This is a genomic window from Streptomyces sporangiiformans (genome assembly GCF_005768555.2).
Lineage (GTDB): Bacteria > Actinomycetota > Actinomycetes > Streptomycetales > Streptomycetaceae > Streptomyces > Streptomyces sporangiiformans.
The window spans coordinates 62,472-85,348 of the sequence record NZ_VCHX02000183.1; the positions used below are offsets into that span (position 1 = coordinate 62,472).

A 22,877-nucleotide genomic window follows, 5' to 3' on the forward strand; every position below is an offset into this window, starting at 1 on the left:
GGAAACAGCCTCACCCGTCGGAGACAGTGATCGCTCCGACCGGGCAGGCGCGGGCAGCCTCCCGCAGGAGCGGGTCGCCGCCACCGTCTTCTCGGCCCGGGAGCACCTCACTGAAACCGTCGTCGTCCTGGGTGAACACGCCTGGTGCGGTCAGGGCGCACTGGCCCGCCCCGATGCAGGAATCCCTGTCGATCTTGATGTGCATGCTGGTTATCCTCTACCAGGTCACGGGGAGTTCGAGCATTCCCTGAACCGTGTCGCCCGGCTTGAAGGGAATCTCGTCCGCGGGAGCCGCCAGGCTCAGACCGGGCAGTCGTTCGAAGAGTGTCCGCAGCGCGATCTCCATCTCAGCCCGGGCCAGGTTCTGCCCGAGGCACTGGTGGATGCCGAAGCCGAACGCGAGATGATGACGGGCCGAGCGGTGCCAGTCCAACGTGTCAGGTTCCGTGAAGGCGTTGGCGTCGCGGTTGATGACGGACGTCGAGAAAACGACCCCGTCGTCGGCCCGGATCGTCGTACCGGCGATCTCGATGTCCTCAGTGGCCACTCGCAGCAGCCCGTCCGCGATGGACAGAAACCGCAGCAGCTCCTCCACCGCAGTCGGAATCAGGGCGGGCTCGGTGCGTAGTTCGGCCAGCCGCTCCGGGTGGCGAAGCAGCGTGAAGGTGCCGAGCGAGATCATGTTCGCCGTCGTCTCGTGGCCGGCGACCAGCAGAATCGTCGCCAGGGAGACCAGCTCGGCCCGGTCCACCGTTCCTTCGCGCAGCTGCTCGTGGATCAACTCGTCGAGCAGTCCGTCGCCGGGCTCCTTCTGTTTGCGGTCGATCAACGTACCGAAGTACGCCTCGAGTTGGTCGCGCGCGTCCAAGGTGTCGGCGGCCTCTGGGCCGCGCAGCAGCCTGCGGGACTGCGCCTCGAAGAAGTCATGGTCCTCATACGGGACGCCGAGCAGCGCGCAGATCACCATCGACGGCACGGGCAGCGCGAAGGCGCTCACCAGCTCGGCCGGCGGTCCCTGTGCCACCATCGCGTCGAGCAGCCGGTCGACGGTCTGCTGGATCTGTGGCCGAAGCGCAGCCGTCCGCTTGAGTGTGAAGCTCGGGATCAGCAGCCGCCGTTGGGTGTTGTGCTTGGGGTCGTCCACGCCGAGCAGTGCCGCACTGCGGTCCCGGATCCCGGCGAAACGCGCGCTGGGAATGGGGAAGCCGTGGCGGTCGCGCTCGGACGACAGGCGCTGGTCGACCAGCAGTTCTCGGGCCACGGAATGGCCGGTGACCACCCAGACCTCGCGGCCGTCGAACAGGGCCACCCGAGAGAGGGGCCGTGCCATCGGCTCGTAAGCGGTGGGCGGGTGATAGGGGCAGGTGCGGTCCTGGGGGAAAGCGACCGGTTCCGTCATCGATGACCTCGCAAGCGAAGGTTCCTCTTACCGATCTTCATTAGATGCCCGGGGCACCTACGCAGCCACCGCGAAGTTCAGCCAGATCCGTGGGACGCCTCATCTGGCCGAACCTCGTCGCCCCAGCGAGTCCGGATTTTCGCCGGGCGGTTGCGCGCGGGATCGCGCGCCAGGCCCTCTCGAGCGCAGTGGGCGCACGGGCAAACGGCTTGGGGCGGCGGGTTCTACAACCCCGCGCACAACCGCCCGGCGGGTTCGCCGTGCCCGCCGACCATGTGCACCGGCATGCCAGGTCGTTCAGCTCGCAGGTCGACACGACTGTGTACGCCCTCCATTTCCCCAGCCAGGGACGCTGCCTGCAGCGCACGCTCTGGGGCGGGGACTACTCCGAGAACTGGGAGTGGTGGAACAAGCTCGACGCGATCGACACCACACGGCACGCCGGCTCCGAGCCGGGGTGAGCACCACGGGGCGCGCACGTCGCACCGCCCTGTTCACCACGTTCTGTCTGACGACCGCGCAGCTCGGTTTCCGGCGACCGTCCGGCGCTCCCACTCCCCCGCCACTAACGCCACCAACGCCTCCCTGCGCACCGACCGGTCGTCGTCGCTGCGGGCCGTTGCAGGCGGCTTGAGTCTCCCGTAGGGGGAGATGTGAGGGTGGCGAGCATGAACAGCGACACGCGCTACTCGATCGGCGATCTGGCGCGGCGGACCGGTCTGACGGTCAAGACCGTCAGGTTCTATTCCGACGCGGGCGTCGTGCCGCCGACCGACCGGCTACCGCCTGTACGGCTCCGACGCCGTCGCCCGTCTCGACCTCGTGCGCACCCTGCGCGACCTGGGCCTTGACCTGGCCACGATCCGCAAGGTCGTGGACCGGGAAGTCTCACTGCCCGAGGTGGCCGCGGCGCTCGCCGAGGCGCTGGAGCGGCAGGGGCAGCGGTGTTCTCGCACATCGCGGAGACGGAGGGGAGCAGGATGGCGCTGGCTCTGGTACCGGCTCTGGCTCTCCTGGCCGCGGTGACCGGCTGGAACGCCCGGAGACAGCAGCCCCACCGACCTTGAACACGCGCCCACGTTTTCGGAGACGCCGCCAGGGAGCAAAAGATCACCGGCGCCTTCACGCGAGCGAACGCGCAGGCCGACGCTTCGGCAACGTACCGGCCGGCCGCCGCCCTCCGGCAGTGATCGCCGAGGGAAGGCCTCGGGGCGCCGGCAGGCGTTCAGCGCCCTGCGCCTGATGAGCAGGCTGGTCGCCAGGACGAAGGCGATCTCCCCGAGGTTGCCGCCGGGCAGGATGCCCAGCGCCTAGCGGACCGAGGTCCGCATGGCCCGACCCTCGACGATGGCCGAGAGAGCGGTGGGCACGACGGTCCGCCGGCTGTTCCAAGGTCATCTGAGAACCGACGAATGAGCAGGTCAGGGGCGATACGCGGCACAGTGTGCAGCGGGTGGTCCGCGGGGATACCAACACGGCTCCACCCACCCCCGTACCGCCCGCGCCCTGTGCGCGCAAGAATGGATAACAACCACTTCATCCTATTCGGGCGAATCGAGGGGTTCGGATGATTCCCACTGCGGCTCGGGCCGAGGGGAAGCCCCCCACGGCAGAGGAAGAACAACGCAGGAAGACCGACGAGCAGGAGTACGCGGAGCAGGACACGCTCCTCTACATACACACAGCCCACCCCGAGGTACCCGTTCCGTACTTCACTCCGGGGGACCTGAAGGCCAGCGCGCAGGCTGTGACATCCCGGCTGCCGACAGCGCCGACCAAGGATGTGCTCTTTTACGGCGGCCTGGGGGTACTCGCCGTCGCCGGCGCTCTCGAATGGCCGATCGCCCTCGCCATAGGCGGAGCCACCATGGTCGTGCGCGGCAGTACAAAGGGAGAAACAAAGGAACGTCAGGAGAGCTACGAGGAGAAGGAAAAGGAGAGGGAGAAGGCCTGACACAGGGCCGTGAAGCCCCTGGTGGAGACGGGCCTGCGAGATCAAGTCCCGTACGGCCAGAGGCTTCACATGTTGACCACAGACACAAGGGCACTCGCACCCTGGGAATGAAGGCGGTCCTCACCGGGTCCGGTGGCAGCACTCCGGCCCTAGTCTGACCGCCATGAGCGACAGTGACTTCACCGGCCTTCGCGGCAAGGAGTTCGAGTGCGCGGACATGGCGGGGGCGCGGTTCACCACGGTGAGCCTCAACGGGGCGACGTTCCGGGCGTGTGCGCTCAACCAGGTCGTGATGCGCGGTGTCGAGATGGTCGACACCACCATCGACGGCGAGATCCAGGGCCTCGTCATCAACGGGGTCGATGTCGCGCCGTTGGTGGAGGCCGAACTGGACCGCCGACACCCTGACCGCCCCAAGTTCCGCCCGACCACCCCCGAAGGGTTCCAGGAGGCCTGGGACCTCAACGAGCGGCTGTGGGAGTCGACTGTCACGCGGGCGAGTCGGCTGCCCCCGGAGATGCTGCACGAGTCGGTCGACGGCGAGTGGTCGTTCATCCAGACCCTGCGCCATCTCGCGTTCGCGACGGAGTCATGGGTCGGCCGCTGCGTCCTGCGCGATTCCAGCCCGTGGCATCCGCTGTCCCTGCCGTGGGACCAGATGGGTCCCCGGCCGGGAGTACCGCACGACCGTGACGCTCGACCGTCGCTGGACGAGGCGCTCGACTTGCGGCTGGAAGCGATGGGGATGATGCGGCGCGTGGTCGACGGCCTGACCGACAAGCAGCTCGACAGCTGGACCGAGCCGCTCGTGGGTCCAGGGTGGCCGGACGAGGGCGAGACCTTCCTGGTTCGCGAGTGCCTGCTGATCGTCCTCAACGAGGAGTGGTGGCACCGCATGTACGCCGAGCGCGACCTGGCCGTCCTCGAGTACTCGCCGCCACCGCGGTCGGCGGCCGAGCGTGGCTGCTGACATGGAACCAGGCGTACGACACCCTCGCGTTCTACCGCAGCGGCATCGGCTGGCACGAGCCTGACCCTCTGCCCGGGAACGAGACGGACATCGTCGTGTTCTTGTCCCCGAACCGATCCTGACGGGCGCTCAGTGCGGACGAGGGCCGGTTGAGTTGCTGGGCGAGGGCGGCGAGGCGGGCACGCGTGACGACGCAGAGCCCGCCCCGTTGAGCCGCCCCGCTCAGTGGTGCGCCGCTCAGTGGTGCGCCGCTCAGTGGTGAGCCGCTCAGTGGTGAGCCGCGGCTACAGACGCAGGCCGTGGAGGAGATCCGTCACGCGGGCAGTATCCGGGGGACCGAGGTGCCCGGAGCGGGGGAAGTTGTGGACGGTGAAGCGGTTGTCCGGGGTGAGTTCGTCGGCTTCCGCAATCATGCGGTCCTGGAGCTCCGCGGCAACGGTCCTGTCCTTGCCGAGCCGCAGGTACGTACGGGGAATCCGTCCCCACGTGCCCGCACGCCCGACGGCCCGGCCCTCGTACGCCGTCAATGACTCGTCCGTCTGCATGCCTTCCAGCACCCGCAGGAACGCCCCGTCCGTGTGGTCCGCGCAGATCATCTCCTTGAACAACGCGAGGTCACGGCGGCTGGAGGTACGCCAGTTGAGGCGCAGCACACCCAGCTTCTCCGGGTCGCCGATGACCTGGGAGTAATTGTCAATTCCTGTGGATGTCGTCGCGTGACTTGATGACTGGGGATGCGGATGCCTACGCCGTCCGGGCGTTGATGGCCGGCGGTTCGGTCGGGCGTGCGAGGGTGTCGTCATGTTGATCGCGATGGCGGGTCTGCCCGGTGCGGGGAAGAGTTCGGTCGCCGAGGCGTTGGGGCGCAAGCTGGCTGCTCCGGTCGTGTCCGTGGACCCGATCGAGGCGGCGATGTGGCGTGCGGGGGTGGCCCGTGACCAGCCCACGGGCCTGGCGGCGTATGTCGTGGCCGAGGCCGTGGCCGATGGTGTGCTCGGCATGGGCCAAACCGTGATCGTCGATGCGGTCAACGCCGTGGAAGCGGCGCGGGGACAGTGGCGGTCGCTGGCGGATCGTCATGGTGTGCCGGCGGTGTTCATCGAGGTGGTGTGCTCGGATCCGTTGGTGCACCGCCGTCGGTTGGAGAACCGGTCCCGGGGGATCGAGGGCTTCGCTGAGCCGACGTGGGAGGTCGTGCAACGTCTGCGGGAGGATTTCGCCTCATGGGCCGATCACCGGTTGGTGCTGGATACGATGACCGACTTGTCGTCGAACGTTGCGACGACCCTCGGGTTCCTCTCCGCGACAGCCTGATCCTCAGTTGATGCGAGATCAGTAGGCAAGATCTCTGGATCGTGGGGTAGTTCAGGCTGCGTGGGCTTCGGGGCGTTCGACGAGGTGGCCGCGTTCGAAGCGGGCTCCGGCGCGGACGAGGGCGACGAGGTGAGGTGCGTTCACGGCCCGCCAGCGGGCCTGGGCGGACTCGACGAGCTTGAAGACCATGGCCAGGGCGGCGGCCGCGCTGCCGGCGCCCTTGGTGACCTTCGTGCGCAGGCGGACGGTGGCGAAGGTCGACTCGATCGGATTCGTGGTCCGCAGATGGATCCAGTGCTCAGCGGGAAAGTCGTAGAACGCCAGCAGCTCGTCCACGTCGTCGGTGATCTTCTTGACGGCCTTGGGGAACTTCGTCCCGTAGGTCTTGGCGAACGCTCCGACCGCCCTCACGGCGTGCTCACGGTCCTCGGCGTTGTAGATCTCCTGCAGGGCTTTCTTCGCACCGGGCTGGGCGGACTTCGGCAGGGCGTTCGCGACATTGGCGATCTTGTGAACCCAGCATCTTTGATGGCGCGTCTCGGGGAAGACCTCGGCCAGGGCCTTCCAGAATCCAAGCGCCCCATCGCCGACCGCGAGAAGGGGAGCGCGCATCCCTCGCCGAGCACAGTCGCGCAGGAGATCTGCCCAGGAGTCGGCAGATTCGCGGTAGCCGTCGCTCATCGCGATCAGCTCCTTGGTGCCGTCCGCGCGAACGCCCATCAGCACGAGCACGCATGACTTGGCCTCCCGCAGGCGTATGCGCAGGTGGATGCCGTCGGCCCACACGTAGACGTAGTCGCTGGCAGACAGCTCGCGCTCCCCGAACGCCTGGTGGTCGGCCTGCCATTGCTGGGTGAGCCGGGTGACCGTCGCGGGTGAGAGGCCAGCCGCCGAGCCGAGGAACTGCTCCAGCGCAGGCACGAAGTCGCCGGAGGACAGGCCATGGAGATAGAGCAGGGGCAGCACTTCGCTGATCTTCGGGGACTTACGGCACCAGGGCGGCAGGATGGCCGAGGAGAACCGCTTGCGCTCGCCGGTGGCCTCGTCGACGCGCTTGTCGTTCACCCTCGGGGCCTTCACCTCCACCGATCCGGCCGCGGTGGTGACCTTCCTCGGCTGGTGGTAGCCGTTGCGGACCACCAGGCGGCGCCCGTGCTCGTCACGCTGATCAGTCAACTCGGCTATGTAGGCGTTGACTTCGGCTTCCAGGGCGGCGGCCAGCATCCGCCTCGCGCCGTCGCGGACGATGTCGTCGATCAGGGAGCCGGTCTCGGTCGTTCCCTCGGCGTTCACTACGCTCAGCACGGGCGTGCCTTCCCGACCGACGGTGCAACGTCGGCCTACTCGATGACCAGAAGTCGATCACTCGGGAAGGTACGCCCTTCGCGTCCAGCCCGAGGCCGATCCACAGGTCATGAGCATTGCTCATGACCTGGTCCACCGGGCTGATGGCGCGCTGCCCTTCGGGCGAGGCCGCACAGGCGTTCAGGGAGGGCATGCTCCGGCTCGGGCAGAAGGCGGCCATGTAGCAGATGTGCGCGAGGAGTTCGGGTACGGCGTTGGCGACCCTGTTCACCGAGAGGCCTCCCATGCTGTGCCCGACCAGGACCACGGGAGCGCCGAGCCGCGCGGCGCGGCGTACGGCGTTGGTGACGCGCCGCTCGAAGTCGTCCAGCGTGAGCGCGGCGACCGGCGAGGGCTCCGTGGCGAGAGCCCCCGGATCCTGCGTCTGATACGCCTTCGGTACGAACCTCTCAGTGCCGTGCAACGGCTGGTCCACCGCGACGACGCGGTGACCGCGCAGCGCCAGCTCCCTGCCGATCGCGCTCCAGAACGCACCGGCGCTGTGCGTGCCATGGACGAGGACGTACGTCCGCCCGCCCCCGATTCCCCCTCCCCCGGTCCCGCCGGCATCGGTGGCCCGAGCGGCCTGCGTGCCGAAGCCGACGGCGAGCGCGGCACCGCCGGCCGCCGTCGCGAGCCGCCGCAGTGCGTGCCGCCGCGAGGGTCCGGCCGCGTCCGGAACCGTGCCCGGTGTGCCCATGCTGCCTGCGGCACTCGCGCCGCCCTTGCTGTCGTTGTCAGCCATGCCGACGAGGCTATGAACGCCCTTGCCCCGCCACCATGGCCCTGTCCACCCGCCCACCGGTGTACTTGGCAACACCGCGCTGACGTTCGTGCCGTTCCAGAAGCGCTGGTTCCGACGATGGCGATTCGTCAGGGTATCCCTGACATGAACAGGATGTCAGGGATACCCTGACAGCGTGACCGATGCTGCAGACGCCTCTGCCTCCTCCGCTCCGGCGGCATACGAGCTCCACAGGCTGTCCCCTCGCGACGAGTCCCGCGTCGCCCTTGCTCTCACCCTCCGTCAACTCGTCGAGGCCGCCCTCGATGCCGTGCCGGTCGACCCGGACCCCTCGCCCGGCGATCTGCTCCGCACCGCCCTGCAACTGCAGCGCCGCATGGAGGATGTGGTGCGTGAGGCGGTGGTCGCCGAGCGCGAGCGCGGCACGACGTGGTACCAGATCGGTGAGGCCGCCGGCATCACCCGGCAGTCCGCCCACGAGAAGTGGTACGGCGACGTTCACGCCTGGGCGGCCACCGGGCGCAGCGCGCTGCCGCCGGACTTGAAGACGCTCGAAGTGGCAGCGGAAGCCGATGCCTTGTACGCCAGGCTGCGCCCCGACCGGCCGCAAGCGATCACGTCAGGCCTGGACGCGGTCCGCTTCCCCGGCTCTCACGCGTACGAGGCCAGCCTGCGCAGCCGCGGCTCCGCCCTGCACACCCGGCGTACGGACCTGGACGCGCAGGCCAAGAAGCTCAACGACCAGTACAGCACTCTGCATGCCCAGGGACCTGCGGCCCACTCGTCCGTCGACGACCCCCACGTGATGCTCGCCGCTTACCGCGGGCACGCGGATGCGGTGCGCGCCAACCGGCTCGCCATCGCGACGGTGCACGACGAGATCGCCACCGTCTACGACCAACTCGTCACCGCCGAGCCCTCCCTGGCAGAGGAACACCGCACTCAGGCCGACTGGCACCGCAACGCGTCCGAGCAGACCCGCGGCTATGCCGACCTCCTGAACGGCGGGGAGAACTGAGGGGCGCCCGCGGCCCCGCACCGTGCCCCCAGCACGCGGCCTTTCACGGTCGAGGCGAAGGTCCAGGTGAAGGTCCAGGTGAAGCGGCCTTCAGCGCTTCAGGCTGACGATCACGGATCTGCTCGTGGGATTCCCGCCCTGGGAGACGTCGACCTGGCCGACGCCGAGGATCTTGTCGGTGCCCGGGACGGCGGTGATGGCGTTCACCCAGAGCGACTGCTTCGCGCTGGACCTGATCCCGCCGGTGCTCGGCAGCTCTGAGGACGAGATCCCTTCGCAGTCGCCGTCCGCGGTGAGGTACCGGCGGGCGCTGAGGACCGCCCCGCGGTCACCGTCGCGGACCTCGTGGCCGCGGTCGGCACACGCTCCCTTCGCGTTCGGCAGTTTGGTCCAGCGGGTGCCGTTCCAGCGCAGCCGAATGTCCTCGAAGTCGGGTTCGTAGCCCTCCTCGCCAGGGTTGTAGGTGTGCTCGCCATAGGCACGTACGTCGTCCTTCGCCCGAACGACGACGTTGGTGAGATCGGCCCCCGGCTCGGCCGGTGCCGGCTCCGGGAAGTGGTAGTCCGGTGTGGGTACGAGCTTCCAGGCGCGGCCGTCCCAGTGCGCGGCGGCCGGCTGGGTGAGTTCCGGCCCCCGGTCGCTGTTCTCGTCGATGTCCGTGTAGCCGACCGCCCACAGGTCGTCGGACGCTAGGCCGTCAAGTGCACTGACGACGATGGGCAGTTCCGCGGCAGTCCAGCGGGTGCCGTCCCAGTGGTATGCCTCGCCGTCGAGGGCCCAGATGTCGTCCGCGGCGAGAGCCCGCACATTCATGGCGCGGTGGCCGTTGGGGAGCTTGGGCAGCGCCGTCCAGCGTGTGCCGTCCCAGTGGGCCATCCGCCACGTGTCTTCATCCGCCAGCCTCGCGGTCAGCAGGAGTCCACCGGAGTCCACTGCGTCGAGGCGAGCGTTGTCCACGCTGTGGCCGAACCCCGTGGGCATGGGACGGCGCTGCCAGCCCGTGCCGTCGTAGTGCAGGAGGAAGCCGTTGCCCGACACCCAGATGTCGTCGGCGGCGGTCGCCACGACTCCGGACAGTCCGCCCGTGTCTTTGAGGACCTTGTCGTACCTCCAGGCCAAATCAGGGCCGATCACGGCGCGCAGGGCCACCACGGAGACGAACAGGAGCAACAACACGGCGAGCGCCGCGTTGACCTTGGCCATGCGCGGGTTCACGTACATACTCCCCACCTCATGTTCAGCCCAAGTCCCCGGTCCGTGGCCGCAGAGCGTCCCCGTCGCCACACATGATCCTGTGCATGCTGGTGTAGAGCGGCCGGACAGCGGCAGGGGTTGCGGCCGTTACCTTTCTGCACCTACTGCGTGTTCGCTTCTTCACCTCAGAAGGCGAATGCCGTCATGGGGCGGGTCTCGTCACCGTGAGGCATAGTGGGATGGGCGCCGGCCATCGGGGGACGGGGGCCAGGGGGAGAAATCGTGGTCAGATACGTCCACTACGAGCTGATGTGTTCCTTCGTTGCGGTGTGTGCGGCGGCTGTCAGCTCGGCGGTCGCCTTCAGTGTGCGCGGAGCTCCGGAGTTCGAGGCCGGCCTGGGGAAGACCCTCGCCTCCTTCGCTTTCCTTGGCGCGTTCGGAGCGGCGTGGGGGTTGCTCACCTGTTCCCGACTGAAGTGGGTGGGCGAGGGGCACGAGTTCGACACCGCTGTACCGCTGGAGAACCCCGACGCGGTCCTGCCCACGCCCGGATCGGAGCTTCGGGGCAGCGTCAACGGAATCCTCTTCGCCTTCATGGTGGTCTCAGCGCTGCTCGGCGCTTTCCTATGGGATCGCATGCTCGCCCTCTGCCCGCTGATGTTCGCACCACCGTGGCTCACCAGGGCCGCGTACGCCGCCCGCTGGGAGCGGCGGCACGGCTTACTGCTGTGGCAAGGCGAAGTCGACGACCAGCCTCTCGGGGAGGACCAGTTCCTCTATTCGTCCGTACGGCAGGCGACGCGCTAGGACGGCCTGATGCGCGAGTGTGTGTTGCGACGGGAACGCCTCTGGAGAGAATCAGAGACACGTTTGCTCACGCCTGACAGCAGGAGTCGCCCATGTCCATCCGCCGGGTCATGCCCGACATCCGATCTGAGGCCATGGAGGAGAGCCGGGACTTCTTCGGCCTCCTGGGGTTCGAGGAGGTCATGAACCATGGCTGGGTGATGACGCTCGCCTCTCCATCCAACCCCACGGCGCAAGTCACCTTCATGAGCCACGACAAGACCGCGCCAGTCGTGCCCGACCTGAGCGTCGAGGTGGACGATGTGGACGCGGCCTACGCGGTCATGCGGGAGAGCGGCGCCGAGATCGTGCATCCCTTGCAGGACGAGGAGTGGGGAGTGCGCCGGTTCTTTGTCCGTGACCCCAACGGCCGGGTGGTCAACGTGCTGAGTCACCGCTGACGATCGCGGGTTCCGACGCGCGCTCTTGCCGATTTCCCAGCAGAGGCGGACACTCCGGACCGTGAACCTCGTGACCCAGGTCTTCGCCCTGATCGCGGCTGTGACCCACATCGCCGTCGGAACCCTGGAACGCTTCTTCTACGATCGTCCCGCGGTCCGCGTTCTCCTCACTACCTCAACCGCCGACGCACCCGAAGTCACCCTGTGGCGCTCGGGTGTTGCCGTCTACAACATCCTCCTCGGCCTCGGCCTCGTCGCTGGGGTCGTCGCACAGCACACTGGCGACTCCACGGTCGGCGACACCCTGATCGTCTACCTGTGCGCCTTCCTGATCGCCTCCGCGATCGTCTTCGTGGCCTCCTTCCCTCGCTTGTGGCGCGGCGCCCTGGGCCAGGGACTGCCCCCGGCGATCGCCCTGTTGGCGGCGGCCCTGCTCTGATCCGAGTTCGTCGTCGAGCCGCCGGCAACCGCCGAAGTTCGACGAAGACCGACTACCGCCAACGTCACGCCGTCGGGCTCGGGGCAGCCGGAGTCGACGCCACACAGGCGTCGGCGATGGCCGCCGTGTCCCAGTAGAACGGGCGGACTTCACAGATCCTCCCGTCCTTCACGCTGATCGTCTGCACAATCGGGAAGGTGAGCTCGCGGCCAGTGGCACGTGCGCGAGCACGGACCTCGGTGAGCACCACCGCAGTCTCACCGGTGGCAAGGAAGTCCTGCTCCGCCATGTCGAACGTTTCCCACACCTGACTCATCGCAAGGAAGAACCTCTCCAGGCCCTCGTGCCCACGCCACGTTCCGCCATAGGGCAGACCATCGGCTTGATGCAGCACGACATCGGGAGCGAAGAAGGGGGCCAGCAGGTCGAACGGACCCTCGCCCGGGCCTCCGGCCGCCAGGTACTCCGCCTCGGCCGCATACATGCCAGTGAGGATGGCCACCGAGTCCGTCGCAGTTGAATTCGTCATGCCGCAAGCCTGATCAATCAAGTGCGGCCACGCCGGCGGCAATCGGACATCGAGCGGTACCCCTCGGTGAGCCGGCACTGCCGATGCATGACCCACATGCGACGGCGGACGCCTCAGCGGCGCAGGGCCCACTTTTGCACCGCCTCCAGTGGCCCCGTCGAGAACCGCCGCAGCCACAGCGTGGAGCCCACCATCAGCACCAGACACACAACCGCCCACAGCCCCATCACCCACCATGGCCGCCCGGCGTCGCCGAGCCGTTCCGCCAGGCCCAGGCCGATGCCGTACGAGACGAGCACGCACAGCACGTTCTGGAGGACGTATCCGGACAGTGCCGTCCGGCCGACGGATGTGAGCCCTGCCGTCAGCGGGCCCGGTCGCCGCGCCCGGTCCACCAGCGCACCGATCAGCCCGATGTACCCGACGGCCAGCAGCGGCGCGGCACCGTAGCGGCCCAGTAGGAACAGGTCCGGGCCGCCCAGGGCCACCGCCACGTTGAGCGGGAGCCCGAGGCCCAGGCCCCAGACCAGCATGCGGGAGCGCAGACGGCGCCCCCGCTCGTCCGCGCCGAACGCCCCCGCCCGGAACAGCCGTACGCCCAGCAGGAAGAGGAACACCAACAGGAAGAAGGTCAGCACCGGCTCCATACGCAGCGCGACCGCGTTCTCCAGCCGGAAGGCGATCTGGTCCAGGTAACTGCCGTGCGCGTACAGGTCGACGACCTCCTGGGAGACCGCGCCGTCCTCCGCGTCGACCAGGCCAAGCGCCACCGTCAGCAGGCCGATCAGCGCCAGGTGTACTCCCGCGGCCCACCACATCACCCGCCGCCGCGCCGCCTCCGAGCGGGTCAGCAGCCAGGCCACGAGCAGCGCGGTGACCGCGTACCCCATCAGCACGTCCCATGCGAAGACCAGCACGAAGTGCAACGTGCCTTCGCCGAACAGGAACAGCGCCCGCCACCGGTAGCGGCCCGGCCACGGCTGCCCACGCCGCGCGGCCGAGGCGTACTGGATGGCCAGCCCAACGCCGAACAGAATCGTCAGCAGCGACAGGAACTTACCGTCCGCGAGCAGACGGAACATGCTCTCGGCGACCTCCGGGAACGACCCGAAGGACGCCTCGGCTGTACCGGACTGCAGGATTCCCCACTCCGCGCCCGGAGCGGTGAAGATCCATACGTTGGTCATGAGCGTGCCGAGGATGGCCGCCCCGCGCAGTACGTCGAGCAGGGCGAGCCGTCGTCCGGTGGGTGAGGATGCCGATGCGCGCAGGGCTTTGGTGTCTGTGTCCGCCATGAATTCATCGTCACGGCGGCATGGGGCCGAATCTTCGTGACTAGTGCCGAACTTGCCGTACACCGAAGGATGCAGACGTCGGTACGACATCTTCCGTCCTTCGGTGGATATCCAGACGCGGGTGAGTGCACCTGGGGCTTGTCGGCGCCGACGTCGGCCGGTGCCGAGCGGCGTGTGTCCCGTCTGCCGCTCGGTCACGTGTCGAGGTGGCGGGTGTCACCGAGGCTGACGACTTGACGGTTGTGGAAGAAGTCGTCTTCGCGCAGCACGGTGATGCTGCCGGAGGGCGCCCGAAAACTGACCGAGCCCAGCGACTCGTACGGCATTTTGATCCAGGACGCCACGACGAACGTCAGGGCGAAACCATGCGTCACGATGATCTGGTGCTCGCATGTGCGCCGCAGGATCTCGTCCATGGCCGCGTAGACGCGCTGTGCGCACTCCGCTCTGGTCTCGGCGCCGCGCACGCCCTCATGGTGTCCCATGCGATCCCCGACAGCGGGTGGTGGGACGAACCGCCGGTCCAGCCACTCCTGCGGTCTTCCCTCCGCTTCTCCGTAGGACTTCTCCCGCAGTCTGCGATCCAGAATCGGCTTCACACCGAACAGTTCGGCCGCCTCATCAGCCGTCTGCCGGGCACGCCGCAGATCCGAGGAGATCAGCTCGACTTCGGCGCCGTCGGGGATCCCGGCTCGTAACGCCCGGGCGATGGAGGCCGCCGCGCGCCTGCCGGTCGGGGTGAGGTGCGAATCGTGCCACCCGCCGACCACCCTCTCGATGTGGTGCGTCGCCTCCGGATGAGCGATGACGTACATGCTGCGCATCAGTGCGTGCCTTCCTCGTAGGTGGTGGTACTCCCCCGACGGACCCTGAGTGCCTGTGCGGCCCGTCTCCTGTTGAGTGTTTGTACCGAAGCCGTCAAGCGGCGGCGCCATGCGCGCAGGCACGCAGACAGGCAGACATGCAGGCGCTCAGGCACGCTTGGGCGCGGTCAGCTGGTCGAACCCCGGGAAGGAACCGCCACATGACCGGTCGGCGCGTCACCAATGGACAGCCTGACGGAGACGAGCATCAGCGTTTTGCCCGCTACCTGCAGGACCTGGCCGCGGTGGCTGCGGAGGACGAGGTGGAGCTGGTGGCCGAGGTCTTACGCGACCCGGACGCGACCATGGCTCAATCCGCGGTGGTCCGGCATGTGGACCGGCGGGCAGCCCAGTTACTGTCGGATCCTCAATTCGCCAGCTGGGAGCGGGACTTGGCCACCGTGATCGGTGAGCGAGAGTTCCTCAAGCGGCGTCTGCGCGAATGGGCCCTGCTGAGATCGGTCACCCTGGGCGAACCCTGGACCGCCGAAGAACTCACCACCGCGTCCGACTGGCTCCAGCGCAAGGCCACCGACATGGTCACCGCATCCGACGCACTCATCCTCCTCGCCCGCGAGGGCAGAACGCGGCGCGTTCGCGCCGCCGCCACCGTTCGGATACGCCAGGGCGACCAGCACGCCGGATGACTGTGGAGTCGCCGGACCTATCATTGCGGCATGGCTGTCGACCTGTTTGCGGGCATCCCGGTCAGCGACTACGCGTCAGCGCTCGCCTGGTACCAACGGCTGCTCGGTTCCCCGCCCACGTTCGTCGCGAGCGACACGGAGGCCGTATGGGAACTCGCGGAACATCGGTCGGTGTTCATCGAACAGCGCCCCGGGCGCGCGGGCCACGCCATGCACACCATCTTCGTCGACGACCTCGATACCCTCGTCGCCCAAATCGCTGACCGGGGACTCGAGCCCACGAAGCGCGAGACCTACCCGAACGGCGTGCGCAAGGCCAAGTACCAGGATCCGGACGGAAACGAGATCGAGTTCGGCGGCGCTCCACTCTGACCGAACCAGCCTCCGTGGTGACGTAGCGTCAGTCGGAGTCCACGCCCTTGGTCCGCAGCTCCTGTGTCCAGGTCCGCCATGAGCTGATGCCTCGATGCCGGATGCGGTCCTCACAGAGTCAGTGGGAGGGCGGGCTCGGACGATGGGGATCGAGTGGCGGCCGCAGCGTGTGCCACGGCGTCGGTGAGAAGCAGGACCAGCCGCTGGTCGGCGTCCGGGAACGCGACCAGGACTCGGAGCGCGTGTTCAAGGTGGTGGTGTCCGGGGCCGCGCCACCACAGGGCGTCCGCCGCGCGGGCGAGCGGGGCGGGGACTCGGGAGCGGGTGATTCGGGCGATCCGCCGACGGCACGCCGAGCGTCTGCGCCGCAGTCGCCTCGACCGCGGTCGTGCCCGCTGGGCCGCGTCCAGGAGGCCGCCGATGAGCCAGGGCCCGTAGGTGCGGCCGGGTGGGTAGGCGTGGGCGAGATCCGCGGCCAGCGGCCGGAGTGCGGCACGGGCGGCGTCGTCGACGCTGTCGTTGATTACCCGGGCCAGTGCCGCGAGGACCGGATGTGTGCCGGGTGGGCTGTCCGTGAAGCGGCCCGTGGCCAGGAGCGAGGCCGTTTCCATCAGGCAGGCTCCGCTGTCCGGGTGCAGGTGGGTGAATCGGCCGGGTCCCGGCAGGTCGTCCGGTGGCGGAGCAGGGGGTGGCCAGGGGGTGGGCATGGTGGGCCTCCGGGAGGGGTCACAGCCCGGTGAGGGCGTGAACGAGCAGATAGAGCGCCGCGGCGGGCAGTCCGGCTCCTGGGAAGGTGAGGATCCAGGCGGCGACGATGGTGCGGGCGACTCCCCAGCGAACGGCGGAAGCACGCCGCGTGGCGCCGGCCCCCAGGATGGCGGCGGTGATCGTCTGGGTGGTGGAGATCGGCGCCTTCAGCACGAAGGCGGTGATGTAGAGGACCGTGGCGGCCGCGGTTTCCGCGGCGAAGCCGCGCGGCGGGTCCAGTTGGGTGATGCGCAGCCCGAGGGTGGTGATGATCCGGCGTCCGCCGCTGTAGGTGCCGGCTGCCATGGCGGCGGCCACCGCGGCGACCACCCACAGCGGCACGCTGAAGTCGTCCTGCCAGCCCGCGGTCACGAGTGCGAGGACGATCACGCCCATGGTCTTCTGGGCGTCCTGCAGTCCGTGCCCCAGGGCCATCGCCGAGGCGGAGACGGTCTGGGCCATCCGGAAACGGCGGGTGGTGCGGCGGGGCGAGGCCTTGCGGAAGGTCCACAGGATCGCCAGGTGCAGGGTGTAGCCCAGAGCGACACCGACCAGTGGCGACAGGATCATCGGCAGGATGACCTTGTCGACCACTCCGCTCCAGTACACGGTGCCGGACGCGGCCATGGCGGCGCCGACCAGGGCCCCGATCAGGGCCTGGGAGGACGAGGTGGGCAGCCCTTTCCACCAGGTGAAGACGTTCCAGGCGATCGCGCCGACCAGCGCGCACAGCACCAGTGTCAGTCCGGAGGTCCCGTGCGGGGCGCCGATGATGCCGCTGCCGACGGTCTTGGCGACCTCGGTGCCCAGGAAGGCACCGGCGAAGTTCATCACCGCGGCCATCGCCAGTGCGATGCGCGGGGTGAGGGCGCGGGTGGAGATGGACGTGGCGATGGCGTTCGCCGCGTCGTGGAAACCATTGGTGAAGTCGAACACCAATCCCACAAAGATGATCAGCAGCACCAGGGTGATCTCCACGCCCGGATCACCTTCCCGTTGTCGGCCCGCCCGGAGCGGTCATTCGACCGTTCGGAGCTCGCTAATACCAGAGCAAACTATGACATCACGTACAGTGCGCGATGGGGACGGCTGCGGCGTCGGAGGAGCACGGAGTGTTGTCAGTGGTGGTGCCCTGTTTCAACGAGGAACAGGTCCTTGAGGCCTTCAACGACGAACTCCACGCACAGCTCGACGAACTCCAGGAGCCGTACGAGGTGGTGTTCGTCGACGACGGCTCCACCGACGGCACCCTGTCGTTGCTGCGCGCATTCGCCTTCCGCGACCGCCGTGTCCGCTATCTGTCCCTCTCGCGGAACTTCGGCAAGGAGGCCGGCCTGCTGGCGGGCCTGCGCGAGTGCACCGGAGACCACATCGCCATCATGGACTCCGACCTCCAGCACCCGCCCCGCTTGCTCCGCCGGATGCTCGACCTCCAGCGCGAGGGCTTCGACCAAGTCGTCGCGCGCCGCTCCCGGGAACATGACGGCCCGTTGCGGACCCTCCTGAGCCGCGGCTACTACCGGCTCGTCAACCACTGGGCCGACGTCGAGTTGATCGACGGCGCCGGCGACTTCCGCCTGCTGTCGCGCCGCGCCGTGGACGCGCTGCTGGACCTGGGTGAGCGCAACCGCTTCTCCAAAGGCCTGTTCTCCTGGATCGGCTTCAGCACCGTCTTCTTCGACTACACGGACACCCCGCGCGCCGGCGGCAGCAGCAAGTGGAACTACCGCAAGCTCCTCAACTACGCGGTGGACGGTGTGGTGTCCTTCAACACCCGCCCGCTGCGACTGGCCATCCACGTCGGACTCGTACTCGCCGGCCTGGCACTCGCGTACGCCGCCTGGACGGTCGGGACCGTCCTCATCGGCGGGGTCACCGCACCTGGGTACGTCACCCTCGTCGTCGCGATCACCGGCTTCGGCGGGATGCAGATGGTGCTGCTCGGCCTCATCGGCGAATACGTCGGCCGGGTCTACAACGAGTGCAAGCAGCGGCCGCACTACCTGGTGAGCGAGCGCACGCCCGGGGACCCCTCGGACGTCGCCCATCCGTCCGCGTTGCGGACGCGCTCCTCGTGAAGGGACAGCTCGTGCGCTTCGCGCTCGTCGGGGCCGTCAACACCGCGACGTACTACGTCATCTACCGGCTGCTGTGCCTGTGGGTGCCCTATCTGGCCGGGCACATCCTGGCGACCCTGCTGAGCATGATCGGCTCCTTCTTCATGAACGTACGCTTCACCTACCGCACCAGCCCCAGCTGGCAGAAGTTCCTGCTGTTCCCGCTGACGAACGCCACGAACCTTCTCCTGACCACGGCCGGGGTGTACGCGATGGTGTCCGTCCTCGGCATGGATCCGCGCATCGCCCCGCTGATCGCCGCCCTCGGCGCGATCCCCGTCACCTTCCTGGTCGCCCGCCGCATCCTGGTGCCGGCAGGCAGACCGTGAGGAGCCCGGGAGCCGGACATGGGCTCGGCGCGGGCCTGGGCGCAACGGTCGCCATGGCGGCCTTCCTGATGTCGGGCGTGGTGCGCGGCACGTACCCCTTCGGGGAGCGCTCGCGCGCCGTGAACGACCTCGGCAACCAGTTCGTGCCCTTCCACGCCCACCTGTGGGACCTGCTGCACGGCACGTCGTCCGGCGATCTCTTCTTCAACTGGAACAGCGCCTTCGGGGTGCCGTACTGGGCGGAGTTCGTCAGTTTTCTCAGTAACCCGTTCTCGCTGCTCGTCGCGGCCTTCCCGCGGCGGCTGGTCGACCTGGGCGTCTACACGGGCGCATGTCTGAGCATCGGGCTGGGCTCGGCGGTCATGGTGCTGTGGCTGCGACGGCTACGGCCCGGCCCCTGGTGGCAGGCGGGCCTGCTGGGTGCCGCGTACGGACTGTCCGGCTGGACGCTCAACGACGGCGCCTTCGACCCGATGTGGCTGTGGGGTCTGACGGCATTCCCGCTGATGCTGCTGGCACTCGACCGCTGCACCCGGGAGCGTGGCTGGCTGTGGGCGGCTCCGATGGTGGGACTGGCATGGGCCGGCAATGCCTACACCTCGCTGATGGCCCTGGCCGGGACGGCCGTCGTCGGCGTCGTGCTCTGGGCCACGCACGAGTGGAGCCGGACGGAGACGATGCGGTTCGCCGGTCGCGCGACGCTTGCCTTCACGCTCGGTACGGCGCTCGCGGCGCCCGTGATCTGGCCCTCGTATCTGGCCGCCGCCAACGCCCAGTCAATGCCCGCCCTGCCCTACAACCCTCCGTCGCCGCTGGGGTATCTGCTGCAGCTGCTGCCCGCACAGCGAGCCTTCGGCAGTCTGCCCCGGTTCTTCGTGGGCATGCTCGCGCTGCTGCTGGCGCTCGCCTTCCCTCTCAGCAGGCACATCCGTGCTCGGACGCGGACCGCGTGGTGCGTGGCGCTGCTCGCCGTCGCCGCCTCCTTCTGCTGGCTGCCCACGGTCAGGGTCTGGTACGGCCTCACTCAGCCCAACGGCAGTCCGTACCGCGCGACGCTCGTCCTCACCGGTCTGCTGGTGTCCGTCGCCTGGCTCTGCCTGGCCCACCGGCCTCGGCCCGGGCCGCTGCTCGCCGCCGGTGCGGTCACATGCGTCATCGCCGCCGCCTCCGTACGGGACGAGAACGGCGTGAGTCCCCTCACCTGGCTCGTGGTCCTCGGCTCGGGCGGCCTCACCCTCGCGCTCCTGCTGCTGCTCGCCCGCGAGCGCGGCGGCGGCCCTCTGCCGCGGCCGCTGACCGCCGCCGCGCTCACCGCGGTGGTACTCGCCGAGTCCGCGGCCAGTGCTGTCGCCGTCGATGAACAGCGCGACAAACTCGCCTTCTTCGCCCCCAAGCCCACCTGGGGTGCTCGGCACGACGCCGTATACGAGGCCGTCGCCCGCGTCGGCGGCTGGCCCGCCCATCGCACCGACACCGGACCGGCCGAGATCGTCAACAACGACCCGCAACTCCTCGACAGCGAGGGCCCGTCCTACTACAGCAGTTACCTGCCGCGGCAGACCGCACGGCTCATGCGACGCCTGGGCTACTCCTGGACCATGCACGGCCGCCATCTGATCCCCCAGGACAACCCCGTCGCCGACGCGATCTTCTCCGTCGGCGCCAGGGTCCGGCACGCCGACGGCCCGGGGCAGGTGCGTGTCGAACGCTTCCCCGCGCCACCGCTGGTGACCGTCCAGCCGCGCGACACGCCCCGCCCACCGGCCGGTTCCTCCACGTTCCTCCACCAGCAGGCCGTCTTGGGGCAGGAGGTGTACGAGCTGCCGCGGATCACCTTCACCGGTCCGGACGGCGCGGCTGCCGACGGCCCGCCCCGGCTGCGCGCGGGGGGCCCGTACCGGCTGACCGCCGCGGGCACCCCGTACCGCATCACCGCGCGGTGCCGCCCCGGCAGCCGTCTCTACGTCGACGGGCCTTGGACCGATGCCCTGCTCTCGGGGCCCGGGGGGAAGTCCGTACGGATGTGGGGCGACTATCCGGAGAAGGCGACGGCCACCAAGCCGCTCGGCACCGTCCCGGCGGACGGCCGCGTCACCGTCACTGTCGGAAAAGTCTTCAGGGACACCGAGCTGCCGCACTCGCCACTGGGCTGCCTGGACCCGGGCAAGCTGCGGCGCGCGATCGCGGAGCTGCGGTCCCGGGGCGCCACGCACGTCGCGGCGGGCGGTCACAGTGTGCGGGCCGCGCTCCCTGCCGGTTCGTCGGGCACGGCCGTCGTCGCCACCGCGCGTACGCCGGGCTGGCGGTGCGCAGTGGACGGCGGCCCGATGCGTTCCCCGCACAGCCGCTTGGGTCTGCTGGCGGTCCCCCTGCCGGACGCGTCCGAGCACGAACTCCACTGCGTTTTCCGACCACCTGGTCTGCGCCTGGCGACGGCCGCGAGCGCGGGCGCCGCAGTGCTGCTGCTGTTTCTGTCGGCGTGGCGATACGCCCACGGGCGCCGCCCAGCGGACGGCGGGGGCCGAACATGGCGGCGGCGCGTCGATACCACCCGCACCGGCTCGGCACGGGAAAGTACGCCGACGGGAAAGTCCCTGTGATCGCCCTGTCCCCGCGCCGGCGCGGAAGGTGCGTGTCCGGACAGGTCGAGAGACCCTGGCAGTAGTACTGCACAGGCCCAAGCGGAGCTCGGGGCTCCGCGGCGCCGTGTTGCTCCTGCCGCCCCGGGGGTGCGCAATGCGGGTAGAAATGGTGAAGCGAGCTGCCGATGTGCTGTTCGACGTCCCGGGCGATGCGCACCAAGAGATCATCTTGCTCATCGACGCAGTGTCCGAGATCCCGAAGCCGCCGGCTCCCACCCTGGCCGCGGCCTTCAGTGACTCCTGCTGGCTCGTGTACACCGTCCGCGGCGACGTGGTGGAGATTCTGGACGTCGGGTGTGTCTGGTGACGCGGAATGTGCAGGGGGACGCCGATCAGGCATTTTTCCCGTAGGGACGGACGCTCCAGCGGCTCCGGCGGAACATCCGGGATGGGTGAGGAACGGCCGAGGGACGTCGCCGAAGCGGGGACGGGATCGGAAGACGTATGACGGCACCGCTGATCGACTTCGAGGCGCTGTTCGCCGCCACCCCCAGCCCCTACCTGGTGCTGGGCCCCGACCTGGTGATCGTCGGCGTCAACGCGGCGTACTGCCGGGCGACCGCCCGCACTCGGGAGGACCTGCTCGGTAAGTACCTCTTCGACGCTTTCCCCGACAATCCGGCGGATCCCGGGGCCGACGGGGTGCGCAACCTGAACGCTTCTCTGCACCGGGTCCTGCGCTCCAAGGAGCCGGACACGATGGCCGTGCAGAAGTACGACATTCCCGTCGCCGACCGTCCCAGTGCGTTCGAAGAGCGGTGGTGGTCCCCCATCAACACCCCCGTGCTCGGGCCGGACGGGCAGGTGGCATGGATCATCCACCGGGTGGAGGACGTGACCGCCTTCGTCCTCTCCCATCCGGCGCGCCCGAGAGACGGTGGGTGGCTCAGCGACCGGGAGGCGCTGGAGGCGGAACTGTACGCGCGGGCGAGCGAGCTCCAGCGGCTGAACGAGGAACTGCGCCAGACTCATGCCCGAGACCGCCAGGTCGCCGTCACCTTGCAGGAGGCCATGCTCCACTCGCCCGACCTGGCCCAGCACCGGGACACAGCGGTGCGCTACCTGCCCGCCGCCGGGTCGCTGAACGTGTGCGGCGACTGGTACGACGTGGCCAACCTGCCCGACGGCGGATTCGCCGTCGCGGTCGGCGACGTCGTCGGTCACGGCCTGGAGGCCGCCGCCGTCATGGGCATGCTCCGCAGCGCGCTGTCCGCAGCCGTCCGGGCCCTCGAAGGCCCCGCCAAGGCCCTCGAGGTTCTGGGCCTGTACGCGCGCTCCGTGGAAGGTGCGCTGGCCACCACCGCGGTCCAAGCCGTCATCGACACCGACGCTCACCGCATCACCTACAGCAGCGCCGGCCACCCGCCCCCCGTACTGGTCCACCAGGACGGCACCTGCCATCTGCTCGAGCAGGCCACCGACCCGCCGCTGGGCGCCCGCCCCGAACACACCCCCCGCCCCCAGGCCGACCTGCCCTACACCCCCGGCGACACGCTCGTGCTCTACACCGACGGCCTCATCGAACGCCGCGGCGAGGACATCGACGCCGGCCTCTTCCGGCTCACCGACGCGCTCTCCCGGCATGCCCGCCTCAGCCCCGACCAACTGGCCGACGCCCTGTTGGCCCGCCTCGGCGTCAGCGGCGGCGCTCGCGACGACATCGCCCTGATCGTGGTCCAGCTATGACCATCACGCGGCCGTAAGAAGTAGAC

Annotated in this window: 25 protein-coding genes and 2 pseudogenes; 16 read left to right on the top strand and 11 right to left on the bottom strand. The window is 69.0% G+C overall.

Annotated elements, in window-relative coordinates; translation table 11 throughout:
- Positions 1–10: 10 nt before the first annotated feature.
- Positions 11–205, bottom strand: coding sequence for a ferredoxin (locus FGD71_RS34535; protein ID WP_119104521.1), 195 nt, complete (start codon positions 203–205; stop codon positions 11–13).
- Between the two features lie 12 nt (positions 206–217).
- The gene (locus FGD71_RS34540; protein ID WP_119104522.1) at positions 218–1,399 is read right to left on the bottom strand and encodes a cytochrome P450; all 1,182 of its coding nucleotides are present in this window, start codon (positions 1,397–1,399) and stop codon (positions 218–220) included.
- A gap of 260 nt (positions 1,400–1,659) precedes the next feature.
- Between FGD71_RS34540 and FGD71_RS34545 the strand changes: the two genes are divergently transcribed.
- The 4 genes and pseudogenes from FGD71_RS34545 to FGD71_RS34560 all read left to right on the top strand — a co-directional run bounded on the left by FGD71_RS34545 (position 1,660) and on the right by FGD71_RS34560 (position 4,323).
- Positions 1,660–1,860 carry a hypothetical protein gene (locus tag FGD71_RS34545; protein WP_119104523.1) on the top strand — a complete coding sequence of 67 codons (201 nt, stop codon included), beginning with the start codon at positions 1,660–1,662 and terminating at the stop codon, positions 1,858–1,860.
- 207 nt (positions 1,861–2,067) lie between these two features.
- Positions 2,068–2,335 (top strand): annotated as a pseudogene (locus FGD71_RS34550) (MerR family transcriptional regulator); the annotation flags it as partial.
- Between the two features lie 631 nt (positions 2,336–2,966).
- Positions 2,967–3,353 (top strand): hypothetical protein, encoded by a 387-nt coding sequence (locus tag FGD71_RS34555; RefSeq protein WP_119104524.1) that lies wholly within the window; start codon positions 2,967–2,969, stop codon positions 3,351–3,353.
- 163 nt (positions 3,354–3,516) lie between these two features.
- On the top strand, positions 3,517–4,323 hold the full coding sequence (locus tag FGD71_RS34560) for a DinB family protein (RefSeq protein WP_119104525.1): 807 nt from the start codon (positions 3,517–3,519) through the stop codon (positions 4,321–4,323).
- Between the two features lie 284 nt (positions 4,324–4,607).
- Here FGD71_RS34560 and FGD71_RS34565 read toward each other — a convergent pair.
- Positions 4,608–5,000, bottom strand: a pseudogene (locus FGD71_RS34565) (alpha/beta hydrolase); the annotation flags it as partial.
- Positions 5,001–5,124: 124 nt separating this feature from the next.
- Here FGD71_RS34565 and FGD71_RS34570 point away from each other — a divergent pair.
- Complete coding sequence (locus FGD71_RS34570; RefSeq protein ID WP_119104526.1) at positions 5,125–5,637, top strand: P-loop nucleotide/nucleoside kinase family protein; 513 nt, start codon at positions 5,125–5,127, stop codon at positions 5,635–5,637.
- Positions 5,638–5,688: 51 nt separating this feature from the next.
- Here the strand turns inward: FGD71_RS34570 and FGD71_RS34575 are convergent, their stop codons facing one another.
- Positions 5,689–6,897: an IS256 family transposase gene (locus tag FGD71_RS34575; protein WP_240436908.1), complete on the bottom strand. Its 1,209-nt coding sequence runs from the start codon at positions 6,895–6,897 to the stop codon at positions 5,689–5,691.
- Positions 6,806–7,726 (bottom strand): alpha/beta hydrolase, encoded by a 921-nt coding sequence (locus tag FGD71_RS34580; RefSeq protein WP_420878375.1) that lies wholly within the window; start codon positions 7,724–7,726, stop codon positions 6,806–6,808. The genes FGD71_RS34575 and FGD71_RS34580 overlap by 92 nt, the downstream gene beginning before the upstream one ends.
- A gap of 175 nt (positions 7,727–7,901) precedes the next feature.
- Between FGD71_RS34580 and FGD71_RS34585 the strand changes: the two genes are divergently transcribed.
- Complete coding sequence (locus FGD71_RS34585) at positions 7,902–8,744, top strand: hypothetical protein (RefSeq protein WP_119104528.1); 843 nt, start codon at positions 7,902–7,904, stop codon at positions 8,742–8,744.
- 90 nt (positions 8,745–8,834) lie between these two features.
- Here FGD71_RS34585 and FGD71_RS34590 read toward each other — a convergent pair whose 3' ends face one another.
- Complete coding sequence (locus tag FGD71_RS34590) at positions 8,835–9,965, bottom strand: hypothetical protein (protein ID WP_119104529.1); 1,131 nt, start codon at positions 9,963–9,965, stop codon at positions 8,835–8,837.
- Positions 9,966–10,220: 255 nt separating this feature from the next.
- Between FGD71_RS34590 and FGD71_RS34595 the strand changes: the two genes are divergently transcribed.
- From FGD71_RS34595 to FGD71_RS34605, 3 genes are all read left to right on the top strand, one after another.
- Positions 10,221–10,745, top strand: a complete 525-nt coding sequence (locus FGD71_RS34595; RefSeq protein WP_119104530.1) for a hypothetical protein — start codon at positions 10,221–10,223, stop codon at positions 10,743–10,745.
- A gap of 92 nt (positions 10,746–10,837) precedes the next feature.
- Complete coding sequence (locus tag FGD71_RS34600) at positions 10,838–11,185, top strand: VOC family protein (RefSeq protein ID WP_119104531.1); 348 nt, start codon at positions 10,838–10,840, stop codon at positions 11,183–11,185.
- Between the two features lie 61 nt (positions 11,186–11,246).
- Positions 11,247–11,624: a DUF1304 domain-containing protein gene (locus FGD71_RS34605; RefSeq protein ID WP_119104532.1), complete on the top strand. Its 378-nt coding sequence runs from the start codon at positions 11,247–11,249 to the stop codon at positions 11,622–11,624.
- A 64-nt stretch (positions 11,625–11,688) separates the two neighbouring features.
- Here FGD71_RS34605 and FGD71_RS34610 read toward each other — a convergent pair whose 3' ends face one another.
- The 3 genes from FGD71_RS34610 to FGD71_RS34620 form a co-directional block, all read right to left on the bottom strand.
- Positions 11,689–12,153 carry a nuclear transport factor 2 family protein gene (locus FGD71_RS34610; protein WP_119104533.1) on the bottom strand — a complete coding sequence of 155 codons (465 nt, stop codon included), beginning with the start codon at positions 12,151–12,153 and terminating at the stop codon, positions 11,689–11,691.
- Between the two features lie 113 nt (positions 12,154–12,266).
- A complete protein-coding gene (locus FGD71_RS34615; RefSeq protein ID WP_119104534.1) occupies positions 12,267–13,448 on the bottom strand; it encodes a DUF418 domain-containing protein in 1,182 nt (393 codons plus the stop codon).
- A gap of 194 nt (positions 13,449–13,642) precedes the next feature.
- Positions 13,643–14,272: a histidine phosphatase family protein gene (locus FGD71_RS34620; RefSeq protein WP_119104535.1), complete on the bottom strand. Its 630-nt coding sequence runs from the start codon at positions 14,270–14,272 to the stop codon at positions 13,643–13,645.
- A 200-nt stretch (positions 14,273–14,472) separates the two neighbouring features.
- Between FGD71_RS34620 and FGD71_RS34625 the strand changes: the two genes are divergently transcribed.
- Positions 14,473–14,958: a hypothetical protein gene (locus FGD71_RS34625; protein ID WP_119104536.1), complete on the top strand. Its 486-nt coding sequence runs from the start codon at positions 14,473–14,475 to the stop codon at positions 14,956–14,958.
- A gap of 30 nt (positions 14,959–14,988) precedes the next feature.
- Positions 14,989–15,330: a VOC family protein gene (locus FGD71_RS34630; RefSeq protein ID WP_119104537.1), complete on the top strand. Its 342-nt coding sequence runs from the start codon at positions 14,989–14,991 to the stop codon at positions 15,328–15,330.
- A 110-nt stretch (positions 15,331–15,440) separates the two neighbouring features.
- On the opposite strand, the gene FGD71_RS34635 is transcribed toward FGD71_RS34630, so the two are convergent.
- Together FGD71_RS34635 and FGD71_RS34640 are read right to left on the bottom strand one after the other, a co-directional pair.
- Positions 15,441–16,037 (bottom strand): hypothetical protein, encoded by a 597-nt coding sequence (locus tag FGD71_RS34635; protein WP_119104538.1) that lies wholly within the window; start codon positions 16,035–16,037, stop codon positions 15,441–15,443.
- 19 nt (positions 16,038–16,056) lie between these two features.
- Positions 16,057–17,055: an inorganic phosphate transporter gene (locus tag FGD71_RS34640; protein ID WP_119104539.1), complete on the bottom strand. Its 999-nt coding sequence runs from the start codon at positions 17,053–17,055 to the stop codon at positions 16,057–16,059.
- Positions 17,056–17,189: 134 nt separating this feature from the next.
- On the opposite strand from FGD71_RS34640, the gene FGD71_RS34645 reads away from it, so the two are divergent.
- The 5 genes from FGD71_RS34645 (at position 17,190) to FGD71_RS34665 (ending at position 22,851) form a co-directional block, all read left to right on the top strand.
- Positions 17,190–18,155: a glycosyltransferase family 2 protein gene (locus FGD71_RS34645; RefSeq protein ID WP_420878376.1), complete on the top strand. Its 966-nt coding sequence runs from the start codon at positions 17,190–17,192 to the stop codon at positions 18,153–18,155.
- Positions 18,152–18,523 (top strand): GtrA family protein, encoded by a 372-nt coding sequence (locus FGD71_RS34650; protein ID WP_119104541.1) that lies wholly within the window; start codon positions 18,152–18,154, stop codon positions 18,521–18,523. Before FGD71_RS34645 ends, FGD71_RS34650 begins: the two co-directional genes overlap by 4 nt.
- On the top strand, positions 18,520–21,123 hold the full coding sequence (locus FGD71_RS34655) for a YfhO family protein (protein WP_140936011.1): 2,604 nt from the start codon (positions 18,520–18,522) through the stop codon (positions 21,121–21,123). Before FGD71_RS34650 ends, FGD71_RS34655 begins: the two co-directional genes overlap by 4 nt.
- Positions 21,124–21,271: 148 nt before the next feature.
- Positions 21,272–21,472, top strand: coding sequence for a hypothetical protein (locus FGD71_RS34660; protein ID WP_240436903.1), 201 nt, complete (start codon positions 21,272–21,274; stop codon positions 21,470–21,472).
- Positions 21,473–21,609: 137 nt separating this feature from the next.
- Complete coding sequence (locus FGD71_RS34665) at positions 21,610–22,851, top strand: SpoIIE family protein phosphatase (RefSeq protein WP_119104544.1); 1,242 nt, start codon at positions 21,610–21,612, stop codon at positions 22,849–22,851.
- Positions 22,852–22,877 lie beyond the last annotated feature (26 nt).